This window comes from Clostridium tunisiense TJ, from assembly GCF_000300195.1.
Lineage (GTDB): Bacteria > Bacillota > Clostridia > Clostridiales > Clostridiaceae > Clostridium_J > Clostridium_J tunisiense.
In genome coordinates, this window is the sequence record NZ_AMQH01000012.1 from 128,171 (window position 1) to 153,229 (window position 25,059).

Here is a 25,059-nt window from a genome sequence, read left to right on the forward strand (position 1 = left end):
AATATTATGGTGGAGAGTATATTAGAAAATTATAAAAAAATAACAGAAGAAATAATAACAAATTTGAAAAATGACATTGATATAAATAATCTTATGAATAAAAGAGAAGAAATAATAAAAGAGTTATTTGAAGATGAAAAGATAAATAAAGACCATATAAAAGACGTTTATTTATCAATGGGTTTACGCAATTTAGATGAAAAATTAAAGCTTACAATTAAAGAAGAACAATCAAAAGTCAAAGAAGAATTAAGAAGTCTCCATGAAAAGAAAAATGCCAACAACATTTATGGGAAAAATATAAATACCATAAATATCTTTAATAAAAAGATTTAAAAAATATAAAAAAAGTTTTAAATAAAGTATAAAGTTTTTAAAGCTTGTACGATAATTATAGTATAAGGATAAATAATCCTTAAAAAATGGACAAGGATGTCCTAAAACAAAATTCAAGGAGGAATTTATTATGATAATCAATCACAATATGAATGCTATGAATGCTCATAGAAACATGGGTATGAACACAGTTAACGCTGGAAAGTCAATGGAAAAATTAAGCTCAGGTTTAAGAATAAACAGAGCTGGAGATGATGCTGCAGGTCTTGCAATATCAGAAAAAATGAGAGGTCAAATCAGAGGATTAGACCAAGCTTCAAGAAATGCTCAAGATGGTATTTCTTTAATCCAAACTGCAGAAGGTGCTTTAAATGAAACTCATTCAATTCTTCAAAGAATGAAAGAACTTTCTACTCAATCTGCTAACGGTACATTAGATGATGTTGTTGATAGAGCAGCTATACAAACAGAAGTAAATAAATTAAATGAAGAAATAGATAGAATAGCTTCTACAACTAATTTTAATGGTAAAAAACTTTTAGATGGTTCTATTGGTGCAGGAAGTACTTCAAATGCTACTTATAATGGTGCAGCTCTAGTAAACTTATCAACTACTGCGGCAGTATTTACAACTGCTGTTACAGGCGTAGAAGTTGCTGATGGTTCAAAGGTTGGTGCAGTAGCGGGCGCAGATGCTACTAAAATAAATTTTACAGTTACAGATTCCCTTGGAAATGCAACTACTACTGTTCTTGATTTAGATGATCTTCTTACAAATAAAACAACTGGTGGAGCATGGAGTCCAACTAGTGCTGCAGGTACACAAGGGGTTTTAGACCTAACATCTGTTGGTTTAGGTAAAATAGAGTTTACATCTTCTGACAATTCTAGTGCAACATCAGCTAATTTAGTTACTGATTTATTAACTGCATTCCCAACTGGTGCACCAGTTGCATTTGCAGCAGGTGCTGGAGCAGGTGGTGGAGCATTACAACTTCAAGTTGGTGACTCAACTGATGCAGCGCAAAAAGTATCTGTTGATATATCAAGCATGAGTTCAGCAGCATTAAAAGTAGGCGGCCTTAATGTTTCAAGCCAAAGTGCTGCAACAACTTCTATTGATAAAGTTAAAGATGCTATAAACACTGTTTCTACTCAAAGAGCAAAACTTGGAGCAACTCAAAACAGATTAGAGCATACAATTAACAACTTAGGAACAACAAGTGAAAACTTAACAGCTGCTGAAAGCAGAATTAGAGACGTTGATATGGCTAAAGAAATGATGGCATTCCAAAAGAATAACATTCTTAGCCAAGCTGCACAAGCAATGCTTGCTCAAGCTAACCAACAACCTCAAGGAGTTCTTCAATTACTAAGATAATTGATAAACTTGCAAAAGTAATTTAAAAGAGCCAGAGTGTAATCTCTGGCTCTTTTTACGATTTGCAAAAGTAGTGGAAAAATGTATAAGTGTAATATATTTAAACTTAATTAGATAAAGCCTTAGCTCATTAATAGATTTTAAGGCATGGTTTGAAGCAAATGAGTAAAGTGAGTTATTTTAAACAATTAAAGTATATAAATTTAGGCGTTATATATGCAATAAAGCTAAATTAGTATCATCTAAAATACCATCGACTATTATATTTTCACAAATATCAATAATAATTACATCTTTCATAATTTAAATATGCTCCTAAAGTATTATTTCAATATTATTATTTGTAATAGCATGAATTTTATCACAGAAATAATCCTGTAATATACCAAGAGTAATAATCTGTTGATTTGTAGCTGCTAACATATTAGCAAGTGTAACCTTTCGCAGGTATTAAATACCATGGAGTATGGAGTTAACTTATAAATGAGAAAAGTATAGTATATTAACAATACAAATGAAATTTTAAAAGCATTATAAAGGATATTCGTTTTGATACGAATATAATATATAGACTATTAGAATTTATTGGGGTGAATTAAATGAGAATATATCATAATCTAGCATCTATGAATTTATATAGAAGATACAAGGATAATTTATCTGCTCAGTCCATTGCTCATGGAAGAGTATCCTCGGGATTAAGAGTTAAAACCTCTAAGGATGATCCTAATGCCATGGCAGAAAGTCAAAAGCTTAAGCTTCAAATTAGAGGTCTTCAGATGGCAACAAGAAATATGCAGGATGGAATTAGCATACTTCAGACTGCAGATGGAGCTATGGGAAACATTGGGGAATCATTACAGCGAGTTAGAGAACTCATGGTTAAAGCAAGTGGAGTTACAACTCCTGAGGATAAACAAATCATTCAGGACGAAGTAAATCAAATGCTAGAACATATAAATACTGTTGCAGAAAGTACTGAAGTAAATGGAGTTAAACTATTAAATAAACCAACGTCAGAGAATCCAAAGGCATTAAATCCAATAGTTCAGATTGGAGCCATGGCAGATGAAAAACTTGAGGTGCCTTTTTTTGATTTAAGTACTGATGGATTAAAAATCCAGGATGTTACTGCTACAGATTTTGGTGGGTCTTTAATTAAATTAGATGATGCAATTAATAAAATAGGGGAATATAGAGGGAAATACGGTGCAATTTCAAATAGGTTAGAAACTACTTATAATAATACCAATGCTATGTCCATCAGAATTGAGGGGGCAGAAGCAGAGCTTACTGGTGCAGATATAGCTTATGAAATGATGGAATATACAAGAGCATCATTGTTGGTTGATTCTGGAATTGCAATGATGGCACAAACCAATAAATTCCCACAAGATGTTTTAAGAATCTTAGAAAATATTAAATCTAGATAAAAATTTTATCGAAATATTACACAATTTCAAAAATTAAGATGAAAAAGACAACTTTTTGAGAGAAAAATCTTGTAGTTGTCTTTTTTTTATGTGAAAATATAATAATGTGAAAACTTTAATTCTTTTTAACTTTCAATTAAAAATATATTTTTTTCTATGCTTCAAATATGCGTTAAATTTTATATTAATTTTTACTTTGATTTGGTGAAACAAAATTTATATACAACGTAATGAACAATTTACGAAAAATAATACATAGAAATTTATATAACTACGAAATCATAGCATTTTATGGTTATAATCAGTACAGTATAAAAGTCCGAAATAAAAATGTAAATATAATTTAGCAACAATTGCCAATATTGAAACATAAAATGTAGTATACCTATTGAGTATTTAACATTATTGGATAAATGTACATAAAATATGTGTTTGAATTAGTAATTGAGTTGTATTAAAATTGAATTAGAATTATGTATTTTTAATTTTAAAAAAAATGTTAATTTTTATTAAAAAAAAGAAGGAAAAAAGGAAAATTTGTCTAATTATATATAAGCGAGGTGATTTAATGAATAATGATGTGAACTCCACTAGTAAAGCTACATATAATTTAATTAAAAAGTCTATGAATGTCACTGTTGCCAGTAATAAAGTTATAGCAAATAATATGGCTAATGTAAACACAAAAGGCTATAAGAGGTATTATGTGCCTTTTGATGAGGTGTTGAAAAACAATATGCAGGAGACAACCATTAAAACAACAAACACAAGACATATTTCGAATTCTTCAGAGGACCTTTCTGTAAAAAGAGATAATAGCGCCTCGATGAGAGAAGATGGAAACAATGTAGATATTGAAAGTGAAATGACTAATCAAGCTGCTAATACTATGATGTATGAATCACTTGTTAGACTTATCAACGGAAAGATAACTACAACTAGAAGCGTAATTCAAGGAGGAGGGCGTTAATAATGGAAGCTTTTAGAGGGCTTAGAATTAGTGCTAGTGGACTTTCTGCTGAAAGACTTAGATTAGATACCATCGCTGCCAACATTGCAAATGCCTCTACAACGAGAGGCGAAGATGGCAAGCCTTATGTTAGAAAGATTGCAACTTTTCAGGAAAATATGCAATCTCAGTTCAACAAGACTAGCGGTAAGGTAGAGCAAAAGAATTTAGGGGTAAAAGCTGTTGGTGTTGAAGATGATAAATCACCTTTAAAAAAGGTATATGACCCAAGCCATCCTGATGCAGATGAACAAGGCTATGTCACTATGCCTAATGTGAATGTATTAAATGAGATGGTAGATTTGATTGCTGCAACAAGAGCTTATGAGGCAAATGTTAATACTATGAATGCACAAAAGAGTATGTTTATGAAAACACTAGAAATAGGTAGATAGGAGTTAATTTATGATAGTTAATAAATATATCCCAAATATGAGGGTTTTTCAACAAGATTTATTAGTCTCTAATGGGGAAGCTAAAACTGAAAAAGAAGAAGGTACTTCTTTTGGACAAGTTTTAAAAAGTGAACTTCAAAAGGTTAATGATAAGCAGATAGTATCAGACAATACCATTGAAGGATATATTAAAGGTGAAAAAGATGTTCATGAAGTAATGGTAGCTGGTGAAGAAGCAAAATTATCCTTAGAGCTTGCCATACAAATTAGAAATAAGCTAATTAATGTCTATGAGGAATTCAATAGAATGCAAGTGTAGTAGGAGGTGGAATATTTGAACAAGCTATCAGACATGATAAAAGGTATTGTTACTAAGTGGAAAGAACTGAGCAAATCCAAAAAGATAGCTTATTCTATCATTGCTACTGTAGCATTTTTAACTTTGGGAACTTTAATCTATGTTAATCTTAAACCTAAATATGTAGTTTTATTTTCTAATATGAGCTCCCAAGATTCAGGAGCTATTATTGCGGGGCTAGATAGTAAGAAAGTAAGCTATAAAGTACAGGGGGACTCTATTCTAGTTGAAAAAAATCAAGTGGATAAACTAAGAATGGAGCTTTTATCAGAAGTGCCATTAACAGAGGGAAGTCATGGTTTTGAGCTTTTTGATAATGGAAAGGTTGCACCTACAGATTCAGAGGCTAAAATTATGTATCAAAGGGCTCTTTCAGGTGAGTTAGAGAGAACTATTAAGTCCTTTGGAGCTATTGAATGGGCTAAGGTTAATCTTGTGCTTCCAGATAATTCAGCCTTTGTTACAAAGCCATCACCAGCAACTGCATCTGTTACTTTAAAACTTATAAAAGGTGAAAAGTTAGGTGAAGATCAGGTTAAGGCTATTGTATCCTTAGTATCAGGCAGCGTAGAAAACTTACCAAAGGAAAATGTAACAATAGTATCAGATGATTTTAAGCTGTTAACAGAAGGTATATTTGATAAAGATAAAGATGATTATACAGTGTCTTCAGATAAACAGTTAGCTACCAAAAACCTAATCGAAGAAGAGTATCAAAAGAAGATTATGAATGTATTGGAGCCAATTTATAAGGATGGAATTAGAGTTTCAGTAAATGCTAAGGTAAATTTTGATGCGAAAAAACAAGACAACACTGTTTTTGAACAAGGAGCTATTGTTAGTGAACATGAAGTTACAAATGAAACTACTACGGGTGGGAATACTTCAGGAGGACCAGTTGATAATAATCTAACTAACAATCAAAATGCTACAACAAATAATGAAAAAAACACTAGTAAAGAAACAACTAAAAATTATGAACCAACAAAGAAGTCGGAAACAGTAGTATCAGCACCAGGTGCAGTTGAAAGAGTTACAGCATCCGTTGTTGTTAATGGACAAATAGATGCACAAACTCGTATGTCTATAACTAACCTAGTTAGTGAGGCCATAGGTTTTGATGGTAATAGAGGGGATACTATTTCTGTAGAAAGTTTAGCCTTTAACTCAGATGCTAAGGATTTAGCACAAAAGAATTTAGAGGATATGAAAGCAGAAGAAGCCAAGGCTAGAAAAAATAAATTAATAGCTTTAGGAGTTGGTGGTGGAGCTGCACTTATTATTTTAATTATAATTTTATCATCAGCTAGAAGAAAGAAAGCTAAAGAAAATCTAGAAGAAGAAATATCTGATTTTGAGGGTATTGATATGGTAATTGGAGAAACTATTACACCAAAACCACAGGAACTATTTGAACCATTAAATTTAGAAACAGAATCTCAAAAAGAGCATATAGTAAAAGAGGTTAAGAAATATGCAGAGCATAAGCCAGAACAGGTAGCGGATATTATCAAATCATGGCTTGCAGATGATGAGAGGGGATAGGAATGTCTAAGACAGAAAAATTAACTGGAGTACAAAAGGCAGCCATATTGTTTATCACCTTAGGTCCTGAAGCTGCCTCTGGGATTATAAAACGTCTACCAGAAAAAGAAATTCAAAAAATTACTTATGAAATAGCAAATATGAATACAGTAAAATCTGAAGAGAGACAAAAAATATTAGATGAATTCATGGAGATGAACAAAGCTAAGGATTATATCATAGAAGGTGGACTAGAATATGCTAGAAGCCTTTTATCAAAGGCCTTGGGAACTCAAAGAGCAAGTGAAATACTTGATAGGGTAAGTGAGTATTCTCAACAGTACAGGCCCTTTTCTATTGCAAGAAAAGCCGATGCAACTCAGCTTATGAACGTAATTATGAATGAACATCCTCAAACAATTGCTCTAATACTTTGTCATCTACAGCAAGATAAAGCAGGACAAATATTATCCTCTTTACCTCCAGATTTACAAAGTGATGTTGCTTATAGGATAGCTACTATGAGTAATGTATACCCTGTACTAGTTAAAGAAATTGAATCTGTGCTTAATAGCAAGTTATCTAATGTAATTAGCACTGAAAACAATGTGGTGGGAGGACTTCAATCCCTTGTTAATATCTTAAACCAAGTGGATAGAGGAACTGAAAAGAACATTACTGAAGGCTTAGAACGTGAAGATTCAGAACTTGCTGAAAAGGTTAAACAATCAATGTTTGTATTTGAAGATATTGTTACTCTTGATGATGTGGCAATTCAAAGAATTCTACGGGAAGTGGATACAAAAGAATTGTGCTTAGCGCTTAAGGGTTCTTCAGAACAAGTTATGGAAGTTATTATGAAAAACCAATCAAAGAGGGCAGCAGCAACACTGAAGGAAGATATGGAATTCTTAGGACCTGTAAGACTTGTGGATGTTGAAAAAGCTCAACAAAAAATTGTTGGGTTAATTAGAAGACTAGAAGAAGCAGGAGAAATTACAGTTTCAAGAGGTGGACAAGATGCAATCGTCCTGTAAGGTAATAAAGAGAAATAATGCTATTAATGAAGGGAATGCTGAAATAAAGGCAGAGTACATTTCACCAAAGGAAATAATATCAAGGGAATTAGGAACAAACAAAACACTTGATAATAGCAATTCTGTTAGTTCAGAGTTTGAGTCCATTGAGAAGATAGCAGCAGGGATTATTGAAAACGCTCAGAGAGAAAGTAAAAGTATCTTATATAAAGCCTATGAAACTGCCAAAGCTATTGAAAGTGATGCTAAAGAACAAGGATTTAATCTTGGCTATGGAGAAGGTGAAAAAATAGGCTATAGCGAAGGTTATGAGCAAGGTTTTAATGAAGGCAAAAGTCAAGGAGAGGAAATAGTTCAGAATGCAAATTTCATGCTATTTCAAGCTAAGGAAGAGTATAACAAGTTTTTAAAGGATAAAGAAGAAAGATTTAGAAATTTGATAATTACTACTACAGAGGCTATTTTAAAAAGAGAAGTTAAAGATCCTGACGGATTAAATGCTCTAATTTTTGATACTTTAGAAGAAGAAAAACAGGAAAAGGCTTTTATTATTAAATGTAATTCTAATCATTATCCTGCAGTACAGGGGGAACTTTTAAACTTTAAAAATAAACTTGCTTTTAGAGGGGATATTTTTATAATTGAGGATAACCTTCTTCATGATGGAACAATTATTATAGAAAAGGATAGTGGAAACACTACATTAAGTATTGATTTTAGCCTAGAAAAAGTTAAAGAAATTTTAATGGAGAGTTAAATAATTATAAGTTAAAGGTTTTTTTATAATTAGGAAACTATATTGAATTTTTAAGGCCATTGAGGAACAGGTGAAATAATGTGATAGCTTTAAACTTTGAAAAATTAACTCGTGATATAAAAAATACTAATTTTAAATACAAAGAAGGTAAGGTTACTAATGTTATTGGACTTACTATTGAAGTTGAAGGGATTAAAGCCTTTGTTGGAGAAGTTTGTACTATATACAATGAAAGTAACCAGGAGATAATTTCAGAAGTTGTGGGATTTAAATCAAGTAATATTATTTTGATGCCTCTTGGAAATTTAGTTGGAATTTCCCCAGGATGCCGTGTTGTTCCAAGTGGTAAGCAGCTTACTGTTAAATGCTCAGATGATCTTCTAGGAAAAATACTAGATGGGGCAGGAAACCCCTTAAAAGAACAGGAAATTACTAGGTATTCGGCTTACCCGCTAGAAGCTATGCCACCAGATCCTCTTAAGAGAAGAAGGATTAAGGAGGTACTATCTACTGGTGTAAGAGCAATAGATTCTTTTTTAACTTGCGGTGAAGGACAAAGAATAGGGATTTTCGCAGGTTCTGGAGTAGGTAAAAGTACTACTTTAGGAATGATTGCAAGAGAAGCTAAAGCTGATATTAATGTTATAGCACTTATTGGTGAAAGAGGAAGAGAAGTTCTAGAGTTCATTGAAAATGATTTAGGAGAAGAGGGGTTAAAAAGATCTGTGGTAGTTTGCGCAACCTCTGATCAGCCAGCTCTTGTAAGATTAAAAGGTGCATTTACGGCTACAGCTATTGCTGAATATTTTCGTGATAAGGGCTTAAAGGTTATTCTAATGATGGATTCAGTAACTCGTTTTGCCATGGCACAAAGGGAAGTTGGACTAGCTATTGGGGAACCACCGGCAACAAAAGGATATACTCCTTCAGTTTTTGCAATGCTTCCTAAGCTTTTAGAGAGAAGTGGTATGTCAGAGAAAGGATCAATAACTGCTTTTTATACAGTACTAGTAGATGGGGACGATTTTAATGAACCAATAGCCGATGCTGTTAGAGGTATTCTAGATGGTCATATTGTATTATCCCGTGACTTAGCTGCAAAGAACCATTATCCAGCTATTGATATTTTAAAAAGTATTTCAAGACTTATGCCACAAATTGCGAGTGATGACCATAAGAATGCAGCTTCCCTTGCTAGAGATTTGCTAGCAGCTTATAAAGACTCAGAAGACTTAATAAATCTTGGTGCTTATGTAAAGGGATCAAATAAAAGAGTTGATATGGCAATTTCTTATATAGATAAAATAAATGAGTATCTAAAACAACAAATTGATGAACGAACAAATTTTGAGGAAAGTGTAGCAACACTTTTGACAATGTTTTCAAAGTAAATCTTTAAGGAGCAATATTCATGCAAGGGTATAAATTCAAACTTCAAAAACTTTTAGAAATTAGGGAAAACAAAGAAGAGGAAAAGAAAGTGCTTTTTATGGAAGCAAATAGGGAAAAGCAAAAAGTGCAGCAAACTTTAGATAAGTTAGAGGATAATTATTTAAAATATTGTTCTATTGATATATGTTCTTCAACCTATGAAAGAAAAATACAGCAAAACTATTTGAATTTTCTGTGCAGTACTATTGATGCTACTACAGTGACTCTTGAAGAAAGAACTCAAGAACTTGAGAAAAAAAGACAAGACTTAGTAACGGCACAAGTTCAAAGAAAAACAGTTGAAATTTTGAAGGAAAAGCAGAAAAAAGATTTTCTAGAAGAGCTAGATAGAATAGAGCAATTGCAAAATGATGAGTTTGCTTTATATGGTTTTGTGAGACAAAATAGGAGGTGATTTAGTGGAAATTTCTAATTTGGAATTTGGCCGAGATAATTCTATAGCTCTTAAAAATAAAAGTTATAACAAAAGAGATAATGATAGTTTAGTGGAAAATAAGTTTTCTCAATTCTTAAGGGATACTACTTCAACTAAGAAGACAAGCAAGTTTGAAGTAGAGAGTAAATCAAGATGTGATAAAGATTCATCTAGAGATAAACTCACTGAAAGAAACAAAACAACCTCAGAACACATGGATAATGTGCAGAAAAAGGATGAGGACTCTCCGATGAAAGAACTATCACGTGAGAATAAGTCTAGTACTACAGAAAAATTTGATGACACAACCAAAGCTACTATAGGTATAGATGAAAAAAACACAAAAGAAAGCCAAGCAATAGAAGAAGCTTTTAAACAACTGATGAATCTTATTGGTGCAGATCTTCTTAAGTTAGTTAATACTGCTGAAGATTCTAAGTTGAAAGATGAACTAACTAATGCAATAAACCTTTTAAACATAGAAAACAATAAAAGTGCCAGTGAAGCCGACAATAAGCTTAGTGTCCTTTTGAACCTACTTGAGAAAGTTGGCAACTCTAATTTTCCTGATAATTTAATTAGTGAAATATTTACAAAAGTAGAGAATGGATTGTCACAAGTTTTCAGTGAAAATAATCTTGTAAAACCTAATAGAAAGTTTGATAGTGCTAGCTTAGTAAACTTAAGTGATAACCTTGATAATAATGCTAGCCAAGGGTTAAAAGAAAATTCAGTGCACAAAGAGCTACTAGAAAGTATTTTAGCAAAGATAAAAACAACTAGAAAAGATGATTCTAGCATATATAACAGCAGAATCTTTATGGAGCCTGATAACAGTAAAAATTACTCACTAAATAATATATACGTAGAAAAAGTAGATGAAAATGGGGTATCTGCAAAAAAGAATAATGAAAACTTAACAGATGGATTAGTTAAGCAAGACACGTCAAATAAAGAGGAAGCTCTTCTTAGAAAATTAGTTGAAGGAGATAAATCAGATACAAAACTAAACAGAGTAACTAATTTTATAAATGTTATTAATGACAACAGGATTGATTTTAGTAGTCCAATTAATGATAAGATGCCTATACATATTTCGAAGGGAACCTTTAACGAAGATATAGTGAAAGCTGTAAAATTCATGGATTTAAATGGTATAAAGGATTTAAGTGTAAAAATTTATCCTAAGGAACTTGGAGAAGTACTTATCTCTGTAACAATGGAGCAGGGTGCCTTGAAGGCTGTAATTAAAGCCACAAACAAAGATGCAGTGGAAATGTTAAATTTAGGACTTAGAGATATAAATGAGAAAATAAATTTAAACAATAGCAAAATTCAATCTGTAGATATTGGTCTATATAATGAAGATACTACTTATTTTGCTAGTGGGAACTTAAGTCAAGAACAACATCAACAGTCTAGACAGTTTTATAAGAAAGCTGATGAAAATTTGAATTTAGCAGTAGAAGATGAAATTTATATTAAAGAAACACAAACAGATAATGCTGTTAATTTACTAATTTAACCTTATTAGCTTTAGATGGAGGGATTTTATGGAAGTTTCAACGAAAAATGCTACTAATTTGCAAAAGACCACTGATAGAGGAACCCCTATAGTTAAGCCAGGGGAGGAAATGAACAAAAATTCTTTTCTGAAAATATTAGCTGCTGAAATGTCAAACCAAGATCCAACAAAACCTCAGGATACTACTGCATACATAACGCAGCTATCGCAATTTGCATCTTTAGAGCAGATGGCAAACTTAAATACCACTATGAGACTATCTGGAGCTCAAAATTTAAATGGTAAATTTGTTGCACTAGACGTACGTAATAGTAGTGGGATTCAAGAGGCCGGAGTGGTTAGGGCAGTATTTAAAAGATCAAATGAGATTTTCATTACTGTGGAAGATGGAAATGGAAATATAAAAGATTATAGTTATGATCAAGTTACTGACGTTTTAGATATTAGTGATGGTATACAGGAAAATCTAAATTTCATAAATGCGTCGTCAATAATTGGTAAAACCGTGGAGATTCCAGATAAAGAAAAGAAAATACAAGGTATTGTAAAGGAAGTATATAAAGGGCAAGAGGGAATAATGGTTAAGGTTGATGTTGATGGACAAGTTAAAGATTACCCTTATAGCTATATTGTAAGCATAAAGCAAACATAAGTTTATTTTTATAAATTTACAATACTATATACTAAACCAAGAGCAGAGTACTAAGTTGTAGAACCACTCATGGATAAATAAAGTAATAATGGATATGCTCATACTTTATTTACATGATTTAAGCAGTTGTATACTTTGCCCTAGGACTATACAATGAAAGTATTAAACTCTTTAATACATAGGTAAAGTTGTTATTTAATTTTATTAATTTAAATAAATTTTAATTAATAAAAAGCAAGAAAATCAGTGTAAAAAAAGTCTATCTAATATAAAGGAAAATGGGGGAATTTACCATGTTAAACTCAATGTACTCAGGTATTTCAGGACTAAATGCAAACCAGAAAAAATTAGATGTTATTGGTAATAATATAGCAAACTCAGGAACTACTGCTTTTAAGGCTTCATCTGTAACCTTTCAAGATAGTATGTACCAAAGCTTAAGAGCAAGTTCTGCTCCAAGTTTAAACTTAGGAGGAACTAACCCATCTCAAGTAGGTCTTGGAGTATCAGTTCAAGGTATAAACGTGAACATGAACCAAGGAAGTCTACAGCCTACTGGCAGACCTTATGATGTGGCAATTGATGGCAAAGGATACTTTGTTGTTGCTAAGGGACCAATAGACGGAACTATTAAGGTGGATACAGATAAGTTTTCTATTACATCTGATACCATGGAAACTTATTTTACTAGAGATGGAGCCTTCAAGCTTGATCCAGAAGGAAATTTATTAACTTCCAATGGATACAGAATAATGGGATACAAAATATCAGACTTGAATGAAAAACCTGATGCAGCTGTTAAGGATTTAGATGCAGCAATGGCAATCTATAACACTGCAAAAGATGAGTTGAAAGTTTTAACAGATAAAGAACAAGGGTTTAAAGATGCTGTAAAGGTAGCAAAAGAAAATTTGGATGCGTTACAGAAAAAGGTTCCAGCGGCAACAGAAGCAGAAATTACTACAGCTAAAGCAGCAATAAAAACTGCAGAAGATAATCTTGCAAAGTTCTATACAGATAACAATGCAGACTTAAAAATAAAGAAAGATGCTGTGGAGGCGGCGAAAAAGGTTGTAGGACTTTACGACGAATTCTATGATGCAAACTCTACAAATTTATCTGCAACTCATGATGAACTTTCAGCACTAAAAATTCCAGAAACCATCAATAAGGGTGGAGAAGAGTTTAGGATTCAAAGTTTCGCAATAGAAAAGGATGGATTAATTAAAGCGGTGCTTTCTGATGGAAGTACTACAATCCTTGGTCAAGTTGCAATGGCTGGGTTTAATAATGAGATAGGACTTGAACAAATAGGTCAAAATATGTACATACCTTCAACTAACTCAGGGGAAGCTATTTTAAGATCTGGAAAGGGAGTTGATCCATTAAAAGATAATGGAAAGGCATATGGGGACATGATTCAAGGTTCTCTTGAGATGTCAAACGTAGACTTAGCAGTTCAGTTTACTGACATGATAATAGCAAGCCGTTCTTTCCAAGCAAACAGTAAAATTATAACAACTGGTGATGAAATACTTCAAGAGTTGGTTAATTTAAAGAGATAATGACATTTGAGTAAGCTCTAGGCATTATGAATCTTTGTAAAAGAATAAAGCTTTACTAAGAAATAAATAAAAGAATAAATCTAGAGCTTCTCAGTATTTTATGCTAGTAATAAAAATTAAGCGAATTATAACAGGTTATAGTTATTATATAGTTGTAAGTTAAATACTTTTACCCAATTTCTTTAGGAGGAAAAATATGATTGAAGTTAGTACATTAACTGGAACACCATTTATTCTAAATTGTGAACAGATTGAAAAAATAGAACACATACCGGAAACTGTAATTACTCTGACTAACGGTAAAAAGTATCTAGTAAAAGAAGATGTAGAAGAAATAATTAAAAGGGTGATTAAGTATAAAAATAGGATTTATAACCTAAATATTTAGGAGGATGTGACGTGAAAAAGAATGAATTTTTAACCATTATAGGGTTTATTGCAGCCGTTGTTCTTATGATATATGGAATGAATAGTAAGGCTGGTTACCTTATTTTCTGGGATCCTCTATCTATTTATATCACAGTAGGGGGAGCGGTAGGAACACTACTTATGGCTTATCCTATGAGTGAATTTAAGAGACTTGGAAAAGTAATTGTACAAGTTATGAAGGAACAGGAATTATCTAAGCTTGAAACTATTACTTTATTTACAACCTTATCTAGAAAAGCAAGAAGAGAAGGATTACTTTCCCTAGAGGATGACATATCTCAAATTGGAAATGATTTTATTAAGAAAGCTATGAGTATGGTAGTTGATGGTATTGAACCAGAGGCAATAAGAGAAATTATGACTCTTGAAATAGATGAGATGGAAAAGCGTCATTCTGATGCATCTTCAGTTTTTAAAACTTTAGGGGCATATGCACCTGCAATGGGGATGCTTGGAACTCTTATTGGACTTATACAAATGCTTGCAGACTTATCAGATGCTTCTAACTTAGCAAAAGGAATGGGAAAAGCGCTTATTACAACTTTTTACGGTTCCGTTGTTGCGAATATGATTGCAATGCCAATTGCAGCAAAACTTGACTATAGAAGTGCTCAAGAAATTGGCACAAGACAAATGATTATAGAAGGTGTGCTTGCTATTCAATCAGGCGTTAATCCGAGAATTATCGAAGATAAGTTAGTAGCATATTTATCACCAGATGAAAGAAAGAAATATTATACTGTAGCTGCTAGTGGTGAAGGAGTGGCTGAGAATGGCTAAGAAAGAAATTAAAACCGATGGGTGGCTTGCCACCTATGCGGATACGGTAACTTTACTTTTAACCTTCTTCGTACTGTTGTACTCCTTTTCTACTGTAGATGCAGAAAAGTTTAGACAAATTTCAAATGGTTTTCAAAGTATGTTTAGTGGAAAGGCTGATGCATCAATATTAGAATTTAATATTGCCAGTGGAGATGCACCGTTGGTAGGGACTCCAGATCCTACTGCAGAAGTACCTAATTTAGATCCAGATAAAACACTTTATGATGATATAACAGACTTTGTAAAGGAAAACAATCTGGAAGAGCAAGTAAATATATATCAAAACTCTAGAGGAATAAATATTGAGCTGAAAGAAGCTATACTTTTTGATACAGGTAAAGCAGTTTTAAGAAATGATAGCTTAGGTGTATTAGATAAAGTCAATGAGCTAATTAATAAAGTTAATACCAATGTTATTGTAGAGGGGCATACAGATAATGTTCCAATAAAAACCTCTCAATATCCAAGCAACTGGCACTTATCTTCTGCAAGAGCTATGAGCGTATTAGATTATTTTTTAGTTGCTAAAGGACAAAAAAATCCTGAGAGATTTTCAGCTCAGGCTTATGGAGAGTATAGTCCGATTGCTCCTAATGATACTGCAGAGCATAAGGCAATGAATAGAAGAGTAAATATAATTATTTTATCAAGTAAAAAAGTGTCGTAAAAGGAGTATTAATATGGCTGCGGAAAATAAAGCAAAAAAAGAAAAAAAAGAAAAAAAAGGTTCTAAGGTTATCTTAATAATAGTTGGAGTAGTGCTTGGGCTTGTGTTAATTGGCGGAGTTGCTTTTGGGGCGTATTACTTTGCAGCTAAAAATATTACACCAGTTGCTAATGCAGGAACTGGCGTAGTTCAAGAAGGAAAAGGTGGAGAAATAGTCACCTTTGAGCTAGATGAGTTTTTAGTTAATCTTGCTGATGAAGGAAAGTCACGTTATCTTAAGGCTAAGATTTTTATCGGATATATTAGCAATGAGGAGTTAGCTGCAGAGCTTACTACGAAAAAACCAATTATTAGAGATACTGTAAATAACGTCTTAAGAACGAAAAAGACTACAGAGCTTTCAGCACAAGGAGAAGAGGCAATTAAAAAGGAGCTAGCAGATAAGATAAATGATTTGCTTACTAAGGGAAAGATATCAAATGTTTACTTCTCAGAAATTTTAATTCAATAGGTGAAAATATGGATGGACAATTTTGGATTACCCTATTAAAAATTTTAGTGTTTTTTCCATTTATAATAGCCTTAATTTTAATCTTAGGAAAAGTAGGTAGCAAGTTTAATTTAGGAACTAATACTAAATATATGAAGGTCTTAGAGAGGCTACCTCTTTCTAAGGATAACTCACTGGTAATTGTAAAAATTGGTGAAAAGGCTTATTTAATGAGTAGTTCTTCAGGAAAAGCAGAAATTTTAAGAGAGCTAGAAACTTCGGAACTTGAAAAAGTAAGTGAAATTAATGCTTTAAACTTGCAACAAATTAACAATACCATAGAAGGAATTAAAGTAGACTTTTTAAAACCATCAAAGATAATTAGCAAATTTAATTTTAAAAAGTCTACTGATGATTAAATTACTAAGGACTAAAGGAAAGTGATTTATGAAAAAAATAAATTTTAAACCCATTATAATTTTAGGAATTTTAATAGCAGTAATTCTATTTAGAGAGCAGGTAGTTTATGCAACTAATAATACTATTCCAATTCCCAATGTAGATATATCCTTCAATGAACCGTCTACACCAGTTGAGTATGTTGACAATATTAAGCTACTTTTAATATTAACTGTTCTCACAATATTACCTTCAATATTAATTATGACAACTGGCTTCGTAAGAATAGTTACGGTTCTATCTTTTTTAAAAAATGCTATTGGGGTTCAGCAATCTATTCCAAGGCAAGTTACAGTGGGACTAGCTCTCTTTCTAACTTTCTTTGTGATGGCACCAACCTTTAATACTATTAATACAGAAGCAGTGACACCCTATTTAAACGGGGAAATCACAACAGAAGTAGCTATGGATAAGGGAGTTAAGCCTTTAAAGGATTTTATGTTAAAGCAAACAAGAGTTAAAGATTTGAAGTTATTTTTAGAAGCAGGAAATTTAGAGGATTCGGTAAAAATGGAAGAGGGTGAAGGTGGAATTCAGAACCCTAATTATGATGAAGTACCAGTTCATGCTATACTACCAGCTTTTGTTATCAGTGAATTAAGAACTGCTTTTGAAATTGGATTTTTATTGTTTATACCCTTTTTAGTAATTGATATTGTAGCTTCTAGTGTGTTGATGTCTATGGGTATGTTTATGTTACCTCCAGCTATGATTTCATTACCTTTTAAATTACTTTTATTCATATTGGTGGATGGATGGAATTTAATTAGTCAATCTTTAATTTTAAGCTTTAAATGATGAGGTGAGTATATGTCGGATACAATGGTTGTTGCACTGTTAAAGGATATGATTAAGGTAGCGCTTATGGTTTCAGGACCAATTTTAATAACGGCTACTGTAGTAGGACTTTTAATTAGTATTTTTCAAGCTACCACTCAAATACAGGAGCAAACCTTAACCTTTGTTCCAAAAATTCTTGCGGTGGCAGTGGTTGGGCTTCTTACAGCTAGCTGGATGGGGAATCAGCTAATCAGCTTTACTAAGCAAATCTTTTCCATAATTTCTAATATAGGAGCTTAGGTGGGATAAATTTTGATAGACTTTGCATTATTTATAGTATTTTTCATGGTATTTATAAGAATTAGTTCTTTAATATTATCTGTGCAAGCCTTTTTTCCCAGTGATACTCCAGCTCTTTTAAAGATTGGATTGTCCATGGTAGTTTCCATGATAATTTCCCCCCTTTTGGATTCAAGTGCAGTTATTAGTATAAATAGTTTAATGGGGTTAATCCCCCTTGTATTTAAAGAAATAATTGTAGGGTTATCCATGGGATTTATAATTAATCTTGTCTTTTCTATAGCTCAAATGGCAGGTCAGATGATGGACTTTTCTATTGGATTTTCTATGATGACTTTATTTGATCCAATTGCTAGCGAGAATCTTTCGGTGATGGGAAGAGTTTTATATTGGCTTTCGCTTATGGTTTTTATGCTAGTAGATGGACACTTAATTGTTGTAAAGGCACTTATAGATAGTTTTAAAGTTGTTGCGTTAGGAGGCTTTACCTTCTTGCCACAGCATTCTACTTATATGATTCATATCATATTTGAATTCTTTGTTATTGGTTTTAAAATAGCAATACCTATTATATTAATACTATTAATTACAGAAATAGTCCTGGGTCTAGTTTCCAGGATAATGCCTCAGCTCAATGCTATGATTTTAGGTATGCCCATTAAGCTTCTAGTTGGTCTTTCAGCCTTTGGTGTGTTAATACCAATGATTATGAAAGTTATAGTAACTAATTTTGGAAGGCTAGATGACATTTTCACTGAATATTTTAATATTTTACCCTTCCTTGTAATGTTTGTAGCCAGCGATAGTGGTGAAAAAACTGAGGAAGCAACACCTAAAAAGAAAAAGGATGCAAAAGATAAAGGACAAGTTGTTAAAAGCAAGGAGTTAACTTCCGCCATAGTCCTAGTTTCTATTACTATAACAATTTTAGTAGTTAGTAACTTTGTAGTGGATAAGCTAAAGGAAACTCTAATACTTTATTTGCAGTACTATCCTAATTTCGTACTAAATAACCAAAGCTTTAAGGGTATTTTGATAAATTCTTTTATAAGAATTATGATGGTTTTTTTACCAATTGCACTTCCAATAATGATAATTGGTGTAGTTGCCAATGTTGCTCAAACTGGAAAGGTACTTACAACGGAGCCTTTAAAGCCTAAACTAGAAAAATTAAATCCTATTAGCGGATTCAAAAGAATGTTTTCTATGAAGGCCCTTGTAGATTTGATTAAAAACTTGATTATAGTTTCAATTGTTGGGTATGTTGGATATAGTTTTGTGAAGGACCATTATTATTCAATAATAAATTATAGCAGTTTTAAAGTAGATGCGATTATTATAGAGGTTTCTAGCCTCATTATTAATATTTTTTCTAAAGTTTCAATGGTTTTAATAGCTATAGGAATTATAGATTATGTGTATCAAAGATTTCAATTTAATAAAGATTTAAAAATGACTAAGCAAGAAGTTAAGGAAGAATTTAAACAACAAGAGGGAGACCCTCAAATTAAATCAAAAATTAGACAAAAACAAAGGGATATGGCAATGAAGAGAATGATGCAAGCAGTACCTGATGCCACAGTGGTTATTACAAACCCTACTCATATTGCAATAGCAGTAAAGTATGACGAGAAAAGTGGTAAGGCACCAATAGTTGTAGCAAAGGGTAGTGATAATATTGCAATTAAAATTAAAGAAATTGCCATGGAAAACAAAGTTCCAATCATTGAAAACAAACCTCTTGCAAGATTAATGTTTAGTAAGGTAGAACTAGATGAAGAAGTACCCTACGACATGTATCAAGCAGTAGCGGAAATTCTTGTGTTAGTGATGAACCTAAAGAAATAATGAAAAAGGATGATGGACTTGGCAGAACATAAAACTTTTAACATAAAAAATAATTTAGATATCTTGGTTGCATTTGCTGTAATTCTTATTATATTAATGATTATTATTCCATTACCACCTTGGATGTTAGATATTTTCTTTGCAGTAAATATATCCATATCAGTGGTAATACTACTTATTTCCATGTTTACCACTCATGTATTGCAGTTATCAGTGTTTCCAACCTTATTACTTGTTACAACTCTATTTAGATTAGCACTAAATGTGTCTTCTACAAGACTTATTTTATCAGAAGCTAATGCTGGAAAAATTGTACAGGCCTTTGGAGAGTTTGTTATTGGAGGGAACTATGCTGTTGGTATTGTAATCTTCCTAATTATTATAATTATTCAGTTCATTGTTATAACCAACGGAGCTGGAAGGGTTTCAGAAGTTACGGCAAGATTTACTTTAGATGCAATGCCAGGTAAACAAATGAGTATTGATGCAGACTTAAATGCAGGAATGATAACCGAAGAACAGGCGAGAGAAAGAAGAAAAAATCTTCAAAGTGAAGCAGATTTCTATGGAGCTATGGATGGAGCTTCAAAGTTTGTAAAGGGAGATGCTATTGCAGGTATTATAATTACTATTATTAATATTTTGGGTGGCATAATTATTGGGATTTTAATGAATGGCATGGATGCAGCTCAGGCAGCAGCTACATATACTCAACTTACTATTGGAGATGGACTTGTAGGGCAGATACCAGCCCTGTTAATTTCTACAGCTTCTGGTATACTAGTTACTCGTTCAGGCAGTGATGAGAATTTAGGAACTCAACTTACTTCTCAGCTTACAGCTTTCCCGGTAGTTATTGCTATTGCTTCTTTTGTATTATTTATCTTTGCATTAATTCCAGGAATGCCAACTTTTATATTTTTAATGCTTTCTGGAGCTACAGGCTATAGTGCCTACTTGCTGTTTAAAGAAGAAAAAGCGAAGGTTGCTTCCACTTTAGAGCTTGAGGAAAAAGAAATTATTGAGACTGAAAGCAGAGAACCAGAGAATGTAATGAATTTAATTACAGTAGAGCCCCTTGAGATAGAGATAGGTTATGGATTAATTCCTTTAGCAGATGAATCAACTGGTGGAGACTTACTTCAAAGAATTTCCTCTGTTAGGCGTCAATGTGCTATTGAGATGGGAATTGTTGTTCAGCCTATTAGAATAAGAGATAATCTTCAGTTAAAAACTAATGAATATGTGATTAAAATTAGGGGAACAGTTATAGCAAGGTCAGAACTTATGCCAAATATGTTCCTGTGTATGGATCCAAGTAATGAGGAGATTTCAATGCCAGGAATTAAGACCTTAGAGCCAACCTTTGGCATTGAAGCCCTATGGATAAATAAGGATCAAAGGGAAGAAGCTGAAATAAAAGGTTTAACTGTAGTTGACCCAACAACAGTTATGGTTACTCATTTAACAGAAACTATTAAAGCTCATAGCTATGAACTTCTTGGAAGACAAGAAACTAAGCTTATTATTGATTCTGTGAAAGAAAAATATAATACAGTTGTTGAAGAACTTATTCCAGATTTAATGACAATTGGTGAAATTCAAAAGGTACTTCAGAATTTATTAAGAGAAAAAGTTTCAATTAAAGATATGGTAACAATTTTAGAGTGTCTTGCTGATAACTCTAGAAATACTAAGGATATTGAACTTCTTACAGAGTATGTAAGGTTTTCTCTTGGAAGAAATATATGTAATGAATTAGTAGATGAAAACAATGCTATTACAGTTTTAACCCTGTCACAAGAAATTGATAGTATTATTGGAAGTAACATTCAAAAATCTATGCAGGGGTCTTTCCCAGCAGTGAATCCAGAAGTTACAACTGAAATACTTAATTCTATTAGGGATGGACTAAATAGAACTTATTTCCCAAATAATATACCAGTAATCTTGGTTTCACCAAGAATAAGACCAGCTTTTAGAAAGTTGATTGAAATGGTATTTCCAAACGTTGCAGTGCTTTCACTTAATGAAATACCTAATGACATTGAGATAAGAACTGAAGGAGTTGTAGCAGTGTAATGATAATAAAACGTTATTTAGCCAGAAGTATGAAGGAAGCACTAAATAAAATAGGTGAGGAATTAGGAAAGGAAGCAGTAATTATCAGCCAAAGAAAGGTTAAAAGACCGGGAATCAAAGGTTTATTTTCTTCAAAGGTTTTTGAAGTTACTGCTGCAATAGACTCAAAGGAATCACAACAAAGCCAAAAAAAAGAAGCGCCAATAAATACAGATTTCAGCTCAGCTATACTGCTAAAAGAAGTGGAAGAAATGAAGTCTATGATGAATACCTTCATGGAAAATACTAGTAAAATGTCCCTAGGAGATATAAATGAAAAAGGAGAAATTCTTAATTATCTTAAGGAATTAGATGTGGAAGATGAAATTATAGAGGGTATTTTAAGTAGACTCCCAAAGGATTCTGCCGAGGAGCAATGGAAAAATGAATTAATGGAAATAGTAAGTGATATGGTTACTGTACAAACGCCTAAAATGGAGGGGGTTATAGCATTAATAGGTCCCACAGGAGTAGGAAAGACAACTACCATTGCAAAACTAGCTGGTAGGCTTGCCCTTTTGGAAAAGAAGAAGGTCGGACTAATAACAGTGGATACTTATAGAATAGGAGCTGTAGAACAACTTAAAACTTATGCTGAGATAATGGGAATACCCTTTAAAGTTGTATTCTCCATGGGCGAAATGGAGGGTGCTGTAGAGAGTATGAAGGATTGTGATGTGGTATTAATTGATACCACTGGAAGAAGCAGTAAAAACACTATGCAAATTTCTGAACTTAGAGCATTTATTGATAAAGCAAAGGCAACCAAGATTCATTTAGTTATTAGTGCAACTACAAAAAATAGAGATATAAGAATTATAACAGAAGGCTATAAGGCTATAAATTATGATTATGTAATCATTACAAAGCTAGATGAAACTTGTACTTATGGATCAATATTAAATATTTGTCATAAGGCGCAGGCACCAATTAGCTTCATAACAACTGGTCAAAATGTACCAGAAGATGTGAAAACACCAACTGATAGTGAAGTTTTAAACTTAATATTAGGAGAGAAAAGCATATGTTAGATCAAGCAGCTAAGCTAAGACAAATGGCAGAGGGTAATGCTATAAGAGAAGAAAAAGTTAATAGAGATACTAAGGTTTTTACCATCACTTCCGGAAAGGGAGGAGTTGGGAAAAGCAATATTGTAGTTAACTTAGGAATTACTCTTCAAAAGCTAGGAAAAAAAGTTATGATTTTTGATGCAGATTTAGGTATGGGAAATGATGATGTGCTGATTGGATGTGTACCTAAGTATAGTGTTTTTGATACTATCTTTTCAGGTAAGGAAATCGAAGAAGTTCTTGTTGAGGGTCCCCATGGAATAAAATTACTTCCTGGTGGTTCAGGATTATCTAAAGTTGATGATTTAACGGAAGTTCAAAGAAAGATATTTTTAAAAAAATTAGAGCATCTTGAGGGCTTTGACTATATACTGATTGATACTGGAGCAGGTATAAATAGAAGCGTTCTTGGATTTATTGCTTGTAGTGATGAATTATTAATAGTTACAACACCTGAGCCTACTGCTCTTACAGATGCTTATAGTTTATTAAAAGCAGTAAGCCATTTTAAAATAAAAACCTCTGCAAAGGTTGTAGTAAATAGAGTGTTTGATGAGCGAGAAGGAAAAAATACTTTCTATAAATTCAATAACGCAGCACAGCGGTTTTTGAATATAAAGTTATTCCATCTTGGAAATGTCTCTGATGATAAAAGATTAACCCAAGCTGTTAGAATGCAAACACCTTTAGTTTTAGCTTACCCTAATTCCGATGCAGCCAAGGATATCCAAAATCTTGCTAAGGAAATAGAGGGTATTAACTATAAAACCGATAGTGAAGGTATACAAGGACTATTTAAAAGAATATTTAAAGTTTTTTCTTAGGGGGACAAAATGATTACAGTTTCTTATCAGATTAACAAAAAATTAGAAATATTATTTGAAGATGGAGCAATAGGAAAAAGTATAATTCAAGAGATAGATGAAGATTACTTATATCTTGGCATTCCTATGAATGAGGGCATGTACTATCCCTTAAACCGTGGAGATCTAGTGGAAGGGTATTATACTGATGATAAGGGAAATATTTATAAGTTTAAGTCAGAAGTTGTAGGGAGAAAACATGATAAAATCCCACTAATTATTATCAATATACCTACTGAGGTTCATAAGGTTCAAAGGAGAAGATATGTTAGAGTGGATTATGTTACAGAAATTAGTTATGCTTTGCTAAAAGATTATAGTGAAGAAACTAAAAAAAATATTCTTCAGGGAGAATTTATAAAAGGGTACTCATTGGATATTAGTGGTGGTGGCATGAGAGCTAAGATTTCATCAGAAGTTAAACTTGGAGATCACGTAATGGTATCTGTACCTATAGAAAGTTATGAATTTGTATCACTATGTAAGGTGACAAGGATTGAAAGAGACCAAGAGAGCAAACTATTTATTTGTGGGCTTGCTTTCAAAGACATGGACGGAAGAACTAGAGAGAAGATTATAGAGTTTATCTTTAAGGCCATGAGAAAAACCATTAGATCAAAATAGGAGGAATTAATATGTCTGTAGCATACCATGTAGATGTAAAAACTGAAATTGTAAAAAAGTATCTACCATTAGTTAAATATATAGCTTCAAAGATTATAATTGGTAAGACAAAATATGTGGAATTTGAGGATTTGGTTAGTTATGGAATGCTTGGGCTTATGGATGCTTTGAGTAAGTTCGATGAAAGTAAGGGTATGAAGTTTTCAACTTATGCATCTATAAGAATAAAAGGGGCCATGATAGATGAGTTAAGAAGAAATAGCCCAATTCCTAAAAGATCTATGGATAAATTAAACAGATATAATGAAGCAGTAGAAACCTTACATAATAAGTTGCTTAGAGAACCAACAAATATTGAGATTGCAAATGAACTACAAATTACTTCAGAAGAAGTATCACAAGTTGAAGGTTATATTAATTATATTTCTATGGTATCCTTAGATTCACTTTTATTTAGTGATGATGATGACGTTGCATTATTAAATTCTATTGAAGATACCAATAGTCCAAGCCCACAGAAAACCCTTGAAGAAAGAGAAATGAAAGAATACTTATACAAGGCTTTAGAAGTTTTAAGGGAAAAAGACAAGTTAATTCTAAACCTTTATTATTTCGAGGGGCTAACTTTAAAGCAAATTGGACAGATCTTAGAGGTGTCTGAATCTAGGGTGTGCCAATTGCATAGCAAGGCAATTATTAACTTAAGAAATGCTATTCAAAAACTTAAATATGATATTAATACATAGA

General features: G+C 32.4%; 27 protein-coding genes. All 27 read left to right on the forward strand.

All coding sequences use genetic code 11. The features are described 5' to 3' along the window. Window positions 1-6 precede the first annotated feature (6 nt). Window positions 7-336 (forward strand): hypothetical protein, encoded by a 330-nt coding sequence (locus C661_RS0112320; protein ID WP_017415627.1) that lies wholly within the window; start codon window positions 7-9, stop codon window positions 334-336. 130 nt (window positions 337-466) lie between these two features. Next, window positions 467-1,717 (forward strand): flagellin N-terminal helical domain-containing protein, encoded by a 1,251-nt coding sequence (locus C661_RS0112325; RefSeq protein WP_017415628.1) that lies wholly within the window; start codon window positions 467-469, stop codon window positions 1,715-1,717. A gap of 599 nt (window positions 1,718-2,316) precedes the next feature. Further along, on the forward strand, window positions 2,317-3,150 hold the full coding sequence (locus C661_RS0112330) for a flagellin N-terminal helical domain-containing protein (RefSeq protein ID WP_017415629.1): 834 nt from the start codon (window positions 2,317-2,319) through the stop codon (window positions 3,148-3,150). A gap of 568 nt (window positions 3,151-3,718) precedes the next feature. Then, window positions 3,719-4,120 (forward strand): flagellar basal body rod protein FlgB, encoded by a 402-nt coding sequence (flgB, locus tag C661_RS0112335; protein WP_017415630.1) that lies wholly within the window; start codon window positions 3,719-3,721, stop codon window positions 4,118-4,120. Between the two features lie 2 nt (window positions 4,121-4,122). Beyond that, on the forward strand, window positions 4,123-4,554 hold the full coding sequence (gene flgC / locus C661_RS0112340) for a flagellar basal body rod protein FlgC (RefSeq protein WP_017415631.1): 432 nt from the start codon (window positions 4,123-4,125) through the stop codon (window positions 4,552-4,554). Between the two features lie 10 nt (window positions 4,555-4,564). Continuing rightward, window positions 4,565-4,873 carry a flagellar hook-basal body complex protein FliE gene (gene fliE / locus C661_RS0112345; RefSeq protein WP_017415632.1) on the forward strand — a complete coding sequence of 103 codons (309 nt, stop codon included), beginning with the start codon at window positions 4,565-4,567 and terminating at the stop codon, window positions 4,871-4,873. 6 nt (window positions 4,874-4,879) lie between these two features. Continuing rightward, window positions 4,880-6,457: a flagellar basal-body MS-ring/collar protein FliF gene (fliF, locus tag C661_RS0112350; RefSeq protein WP_242825997.1), complete on the forward strand. Its 1,578-nt coding sequence runs from the start codon at window positions 4,880-4,882 to the stop codon at window positions 6,455-6,457. Between the two features lie 2 nt (window positions 6,458-6,459). Further along, window positions 6,460-7,473 carry a flagellar motor switch protein FliG gene (fliG, locus tag C661_RS0112355; protein ID WP_017415634.1) on the forward strand — a complete coding sequence of 338 codons (1,014 nt, stop codon included), beginning with the start codon at window positions 6,460-6,462 and terminating at the stop codon, window positions 7,471-7,473. Further along, window positions 7,457-8,230, forward strand: a complete 774-nt coding sequence (locus tag C661_RS0112360; RefSeq protein WP_017415635.1) for a FliH/SctL family protein — start codon at window positions 7,457-7,459, stop codon at window positions 8,228-8,230. The genes fliG and C661_RS0112360 overlap by 17 nt, the downstream gene beginning before the upstream one ends. An 80-nt stretch (window positions 8,231-8,310) precedes the next feature. After that, window positions 8,311-9,621: a flagellar protein export ATPase FliI gene (gene fliI / locus C661_RS0112365; protein WP_017415636.1), complete on the forward strand. Its 1,311-nt coding sequence runs from the start codon at window positions 8,311-8,313 to the stop codon at window positions 9,619-9,621. A gap of 20 nt (window positions 9,622-9,641) precedes the next feature. Beyond that, window positions 9,642-10,076 carry a flagellar export protein FliJ gene (gene fliJ, locus C661_RS0112370; RefSeq protein ID WP_017415637.1) on the forward strand — a complete coding sequence of 145 codons (435 nt, stop codon included), beginning with the start codon at window positions 9,642-9,644 and terminating at the stop codon, window positions 10,074-10,076. Between the two features lie 4 nt (window positions 10,077-10,080). Further along, window positions 10,081-11,622 (forward strand): flagellar hook-length control protein FliK, encoded by a 1,542-nt coding sequence (locus C661_RS0112375; RefSeq protein ID WP_017415638.1) that lies wholly within the window; start codon window positions 10,081-10,083, stop codon window positions 11,620-11,622. A gap of 28 nt (window positions 11,623-11,650) precedes the next feature. Continuing rightward, a complete protein-coding gene (locus C661_RS0112380) occupies window positions 11,651-12,274 on the forward strand; it encodes a flagellar hook assembly protein FlgD (protein WP_017415639.1) in 624 nt (207 codons plus the stop codon). 293 nt (window positions 12,275-12,567) lie between these two features. Further along, on the forward strand, window positions 12,568-13,839 hold the full coding sequence (locus tag C661_RS0112385) for a flagellar hook protein FlgE (RefSeq protein ID WP_017415640.1): 1,272 nt from the start codon (window positions 12,568-12,570) through the stop codon (window positions 13,837-13,839). Window positions 13,840-14,035: 196 nt separating this feature from the next. Next, entirely contained in the window at window positions 14,036-14,227 is a 192-nt protein-coding gene (locus C661_RS0112390) for a flagellar FlbD family protein (protein ID WP_017415641.1), read from the forward strand. An 11-nt stretch (window positions 14,228-14,238) separates the two neighbouring features. Continuing rightward, complete coding sequence (locus tag C661_RS0112395) at window positions 14,239-15,048, forward strand: motility protein A (RefSeq protein WP_017415642.1); 810 nt, start codon at window positions 14,239-14,241, stop codon at window positions 15,046-15,048. Next, complete coding sequence (locus C661_RS0112400; protein WP_017415643.1) at window positions 15,041-15,757, forward strand: flagellar motor protein MotB; 717 nt, start codon at window positions 15,041-15,043, stop codon at window positions 15,755-15,757. The genes C661_RS0112395 and C661_RS0112400 overlap by 8 nt, the downstream gene beginning before the upstream one ends. 13 nt (window positions 15,758-15,770) lie before the next feature. Then, window positions 15,771-16,268: a flagellar basal body-associated FliL family protein gene (locus C661_RS0112405; RefSeq protein ID WP_017415644.1), complete on the forward strand. Its 498-nt coding sequence runs from the start codon at window positions 15,771-15,773 to the stop codon at window positions 16,266-16,268. Between the two features lie 8 nt (window positions 16,269-16,276). After that, window positions 16,277-16,666, forward strand: coding sequence for a flagellar biosynthetic protein FliO (gene fliO, locus C661_RS21830; protein ID WP_017415645.1), 390 nt, complete (start codon window positions 16,277-16,279; stop codon window positions 16,664-16,666). A gap of 28 nt (window positions 16,667-16,694) precedes the next feature. Further along, complete coding sequence (gene fliP, locus C661_RS0112415; protein ID WP_017415646.1) at window positions 16,695-17,504, forward strand: flagellar type III secretion system pore protein FliP; 810 nt, start codon at window positions 16,695-16,697, stop codon at window positions 17,502-17,504. A 12-nt stretch (window positions 17,505-17,516) separates the two neighbouring features. Then, entirely contained in the window at window positions 17,517-17,786 is a 270-nt protein-coding gene (gene fliQ / locus C661_RS0112420) for a flagellar biosynthesis protein FliQ (protein ID WP_017415647.1), read from the forward strand. A 12-nt stretch (window positions 17,787-17,798) separates the two neighbouring features. Next, a complete protein-coding gene (locus tag C661_RS0112425; RefSeq protein WP_026051044.1) occupies window positions 17,799-19,634 on the forward strand; it encodes a fused FliR family export protein/FlhB family type III secretion system protein in 1,836 nt (611 codons plus the stop codon). 12 nt (window positions 19,635-19,646) lie between these two features. Beyond that, window positions 19,647-21,716 (forward strand): flagellar biosynthesis protein FlhA, encoded by a 2,070-nt coding sequence (gene flhA / locus C661_RS0112430; RefSeq protein ID WP_041877367.1) that lies wholly within the window; start codon window positions 19,647-19,649, stop codon window positions 21,714-21,716. Beyond that, window positions 21,716-22,786, forward strand: a complete 1,071-nt coding sequence (gene flhF, locus C661_RS0112435; RefSeq protein WP_017415651.1) for a flagellar biosynthesis GTPase FlhF — start codon at window positions 21,716-21,718, stop codon at window positions 22,784-22,786. The genes flhA and flhF overlap by 1 nt, the downstream gene beginning before the upstream one ends. Next, a complete protein-coding gene (locus C661_RS0112440) occupies window positions 22,780-23,649 on the forward strand; it encodes a MinD/ParA family protein (RefSeq protein ID WP_017415652.1) in 870 nt (289 codons plus the stop codon). The genes flhF and C661_RS0112440 overlap by 7 nt, the downstream gene beginning before the upstream one ends. A 9-nt stretch (window positions 23,650-23,658) precedes the next feature. Beyond that, window positions 23,659-24,312 carry a flagellar brake protein gene (locus C661_RS0112445; protein WP_017415653.1) on the forward strand — a complete coding sequence of 218 codons (654 nt, stop codon included), beginning with the start codon at window positions 23,659-23,661 and terminating at the stop codon, window positions 24,310-24,312. Window positions 24,313-24,323: 11 nt separating this feature from the next. Continuing rightward, the gene (locus C661_RS0112450) at window positions 24,324-25,058 is read left to right on the forward strand and encodes a FliA/WhiG family RNA polymerase sigma factor (RefSeq protein ID WP_017415654.1); all 735 of its coding nucleotides are present in this window, start codon (window positions 24,324-24,326) and stop codon (window positions 25,056-25,058) included. Window position 25,059 lies beyond the last annotated feature (1 nt).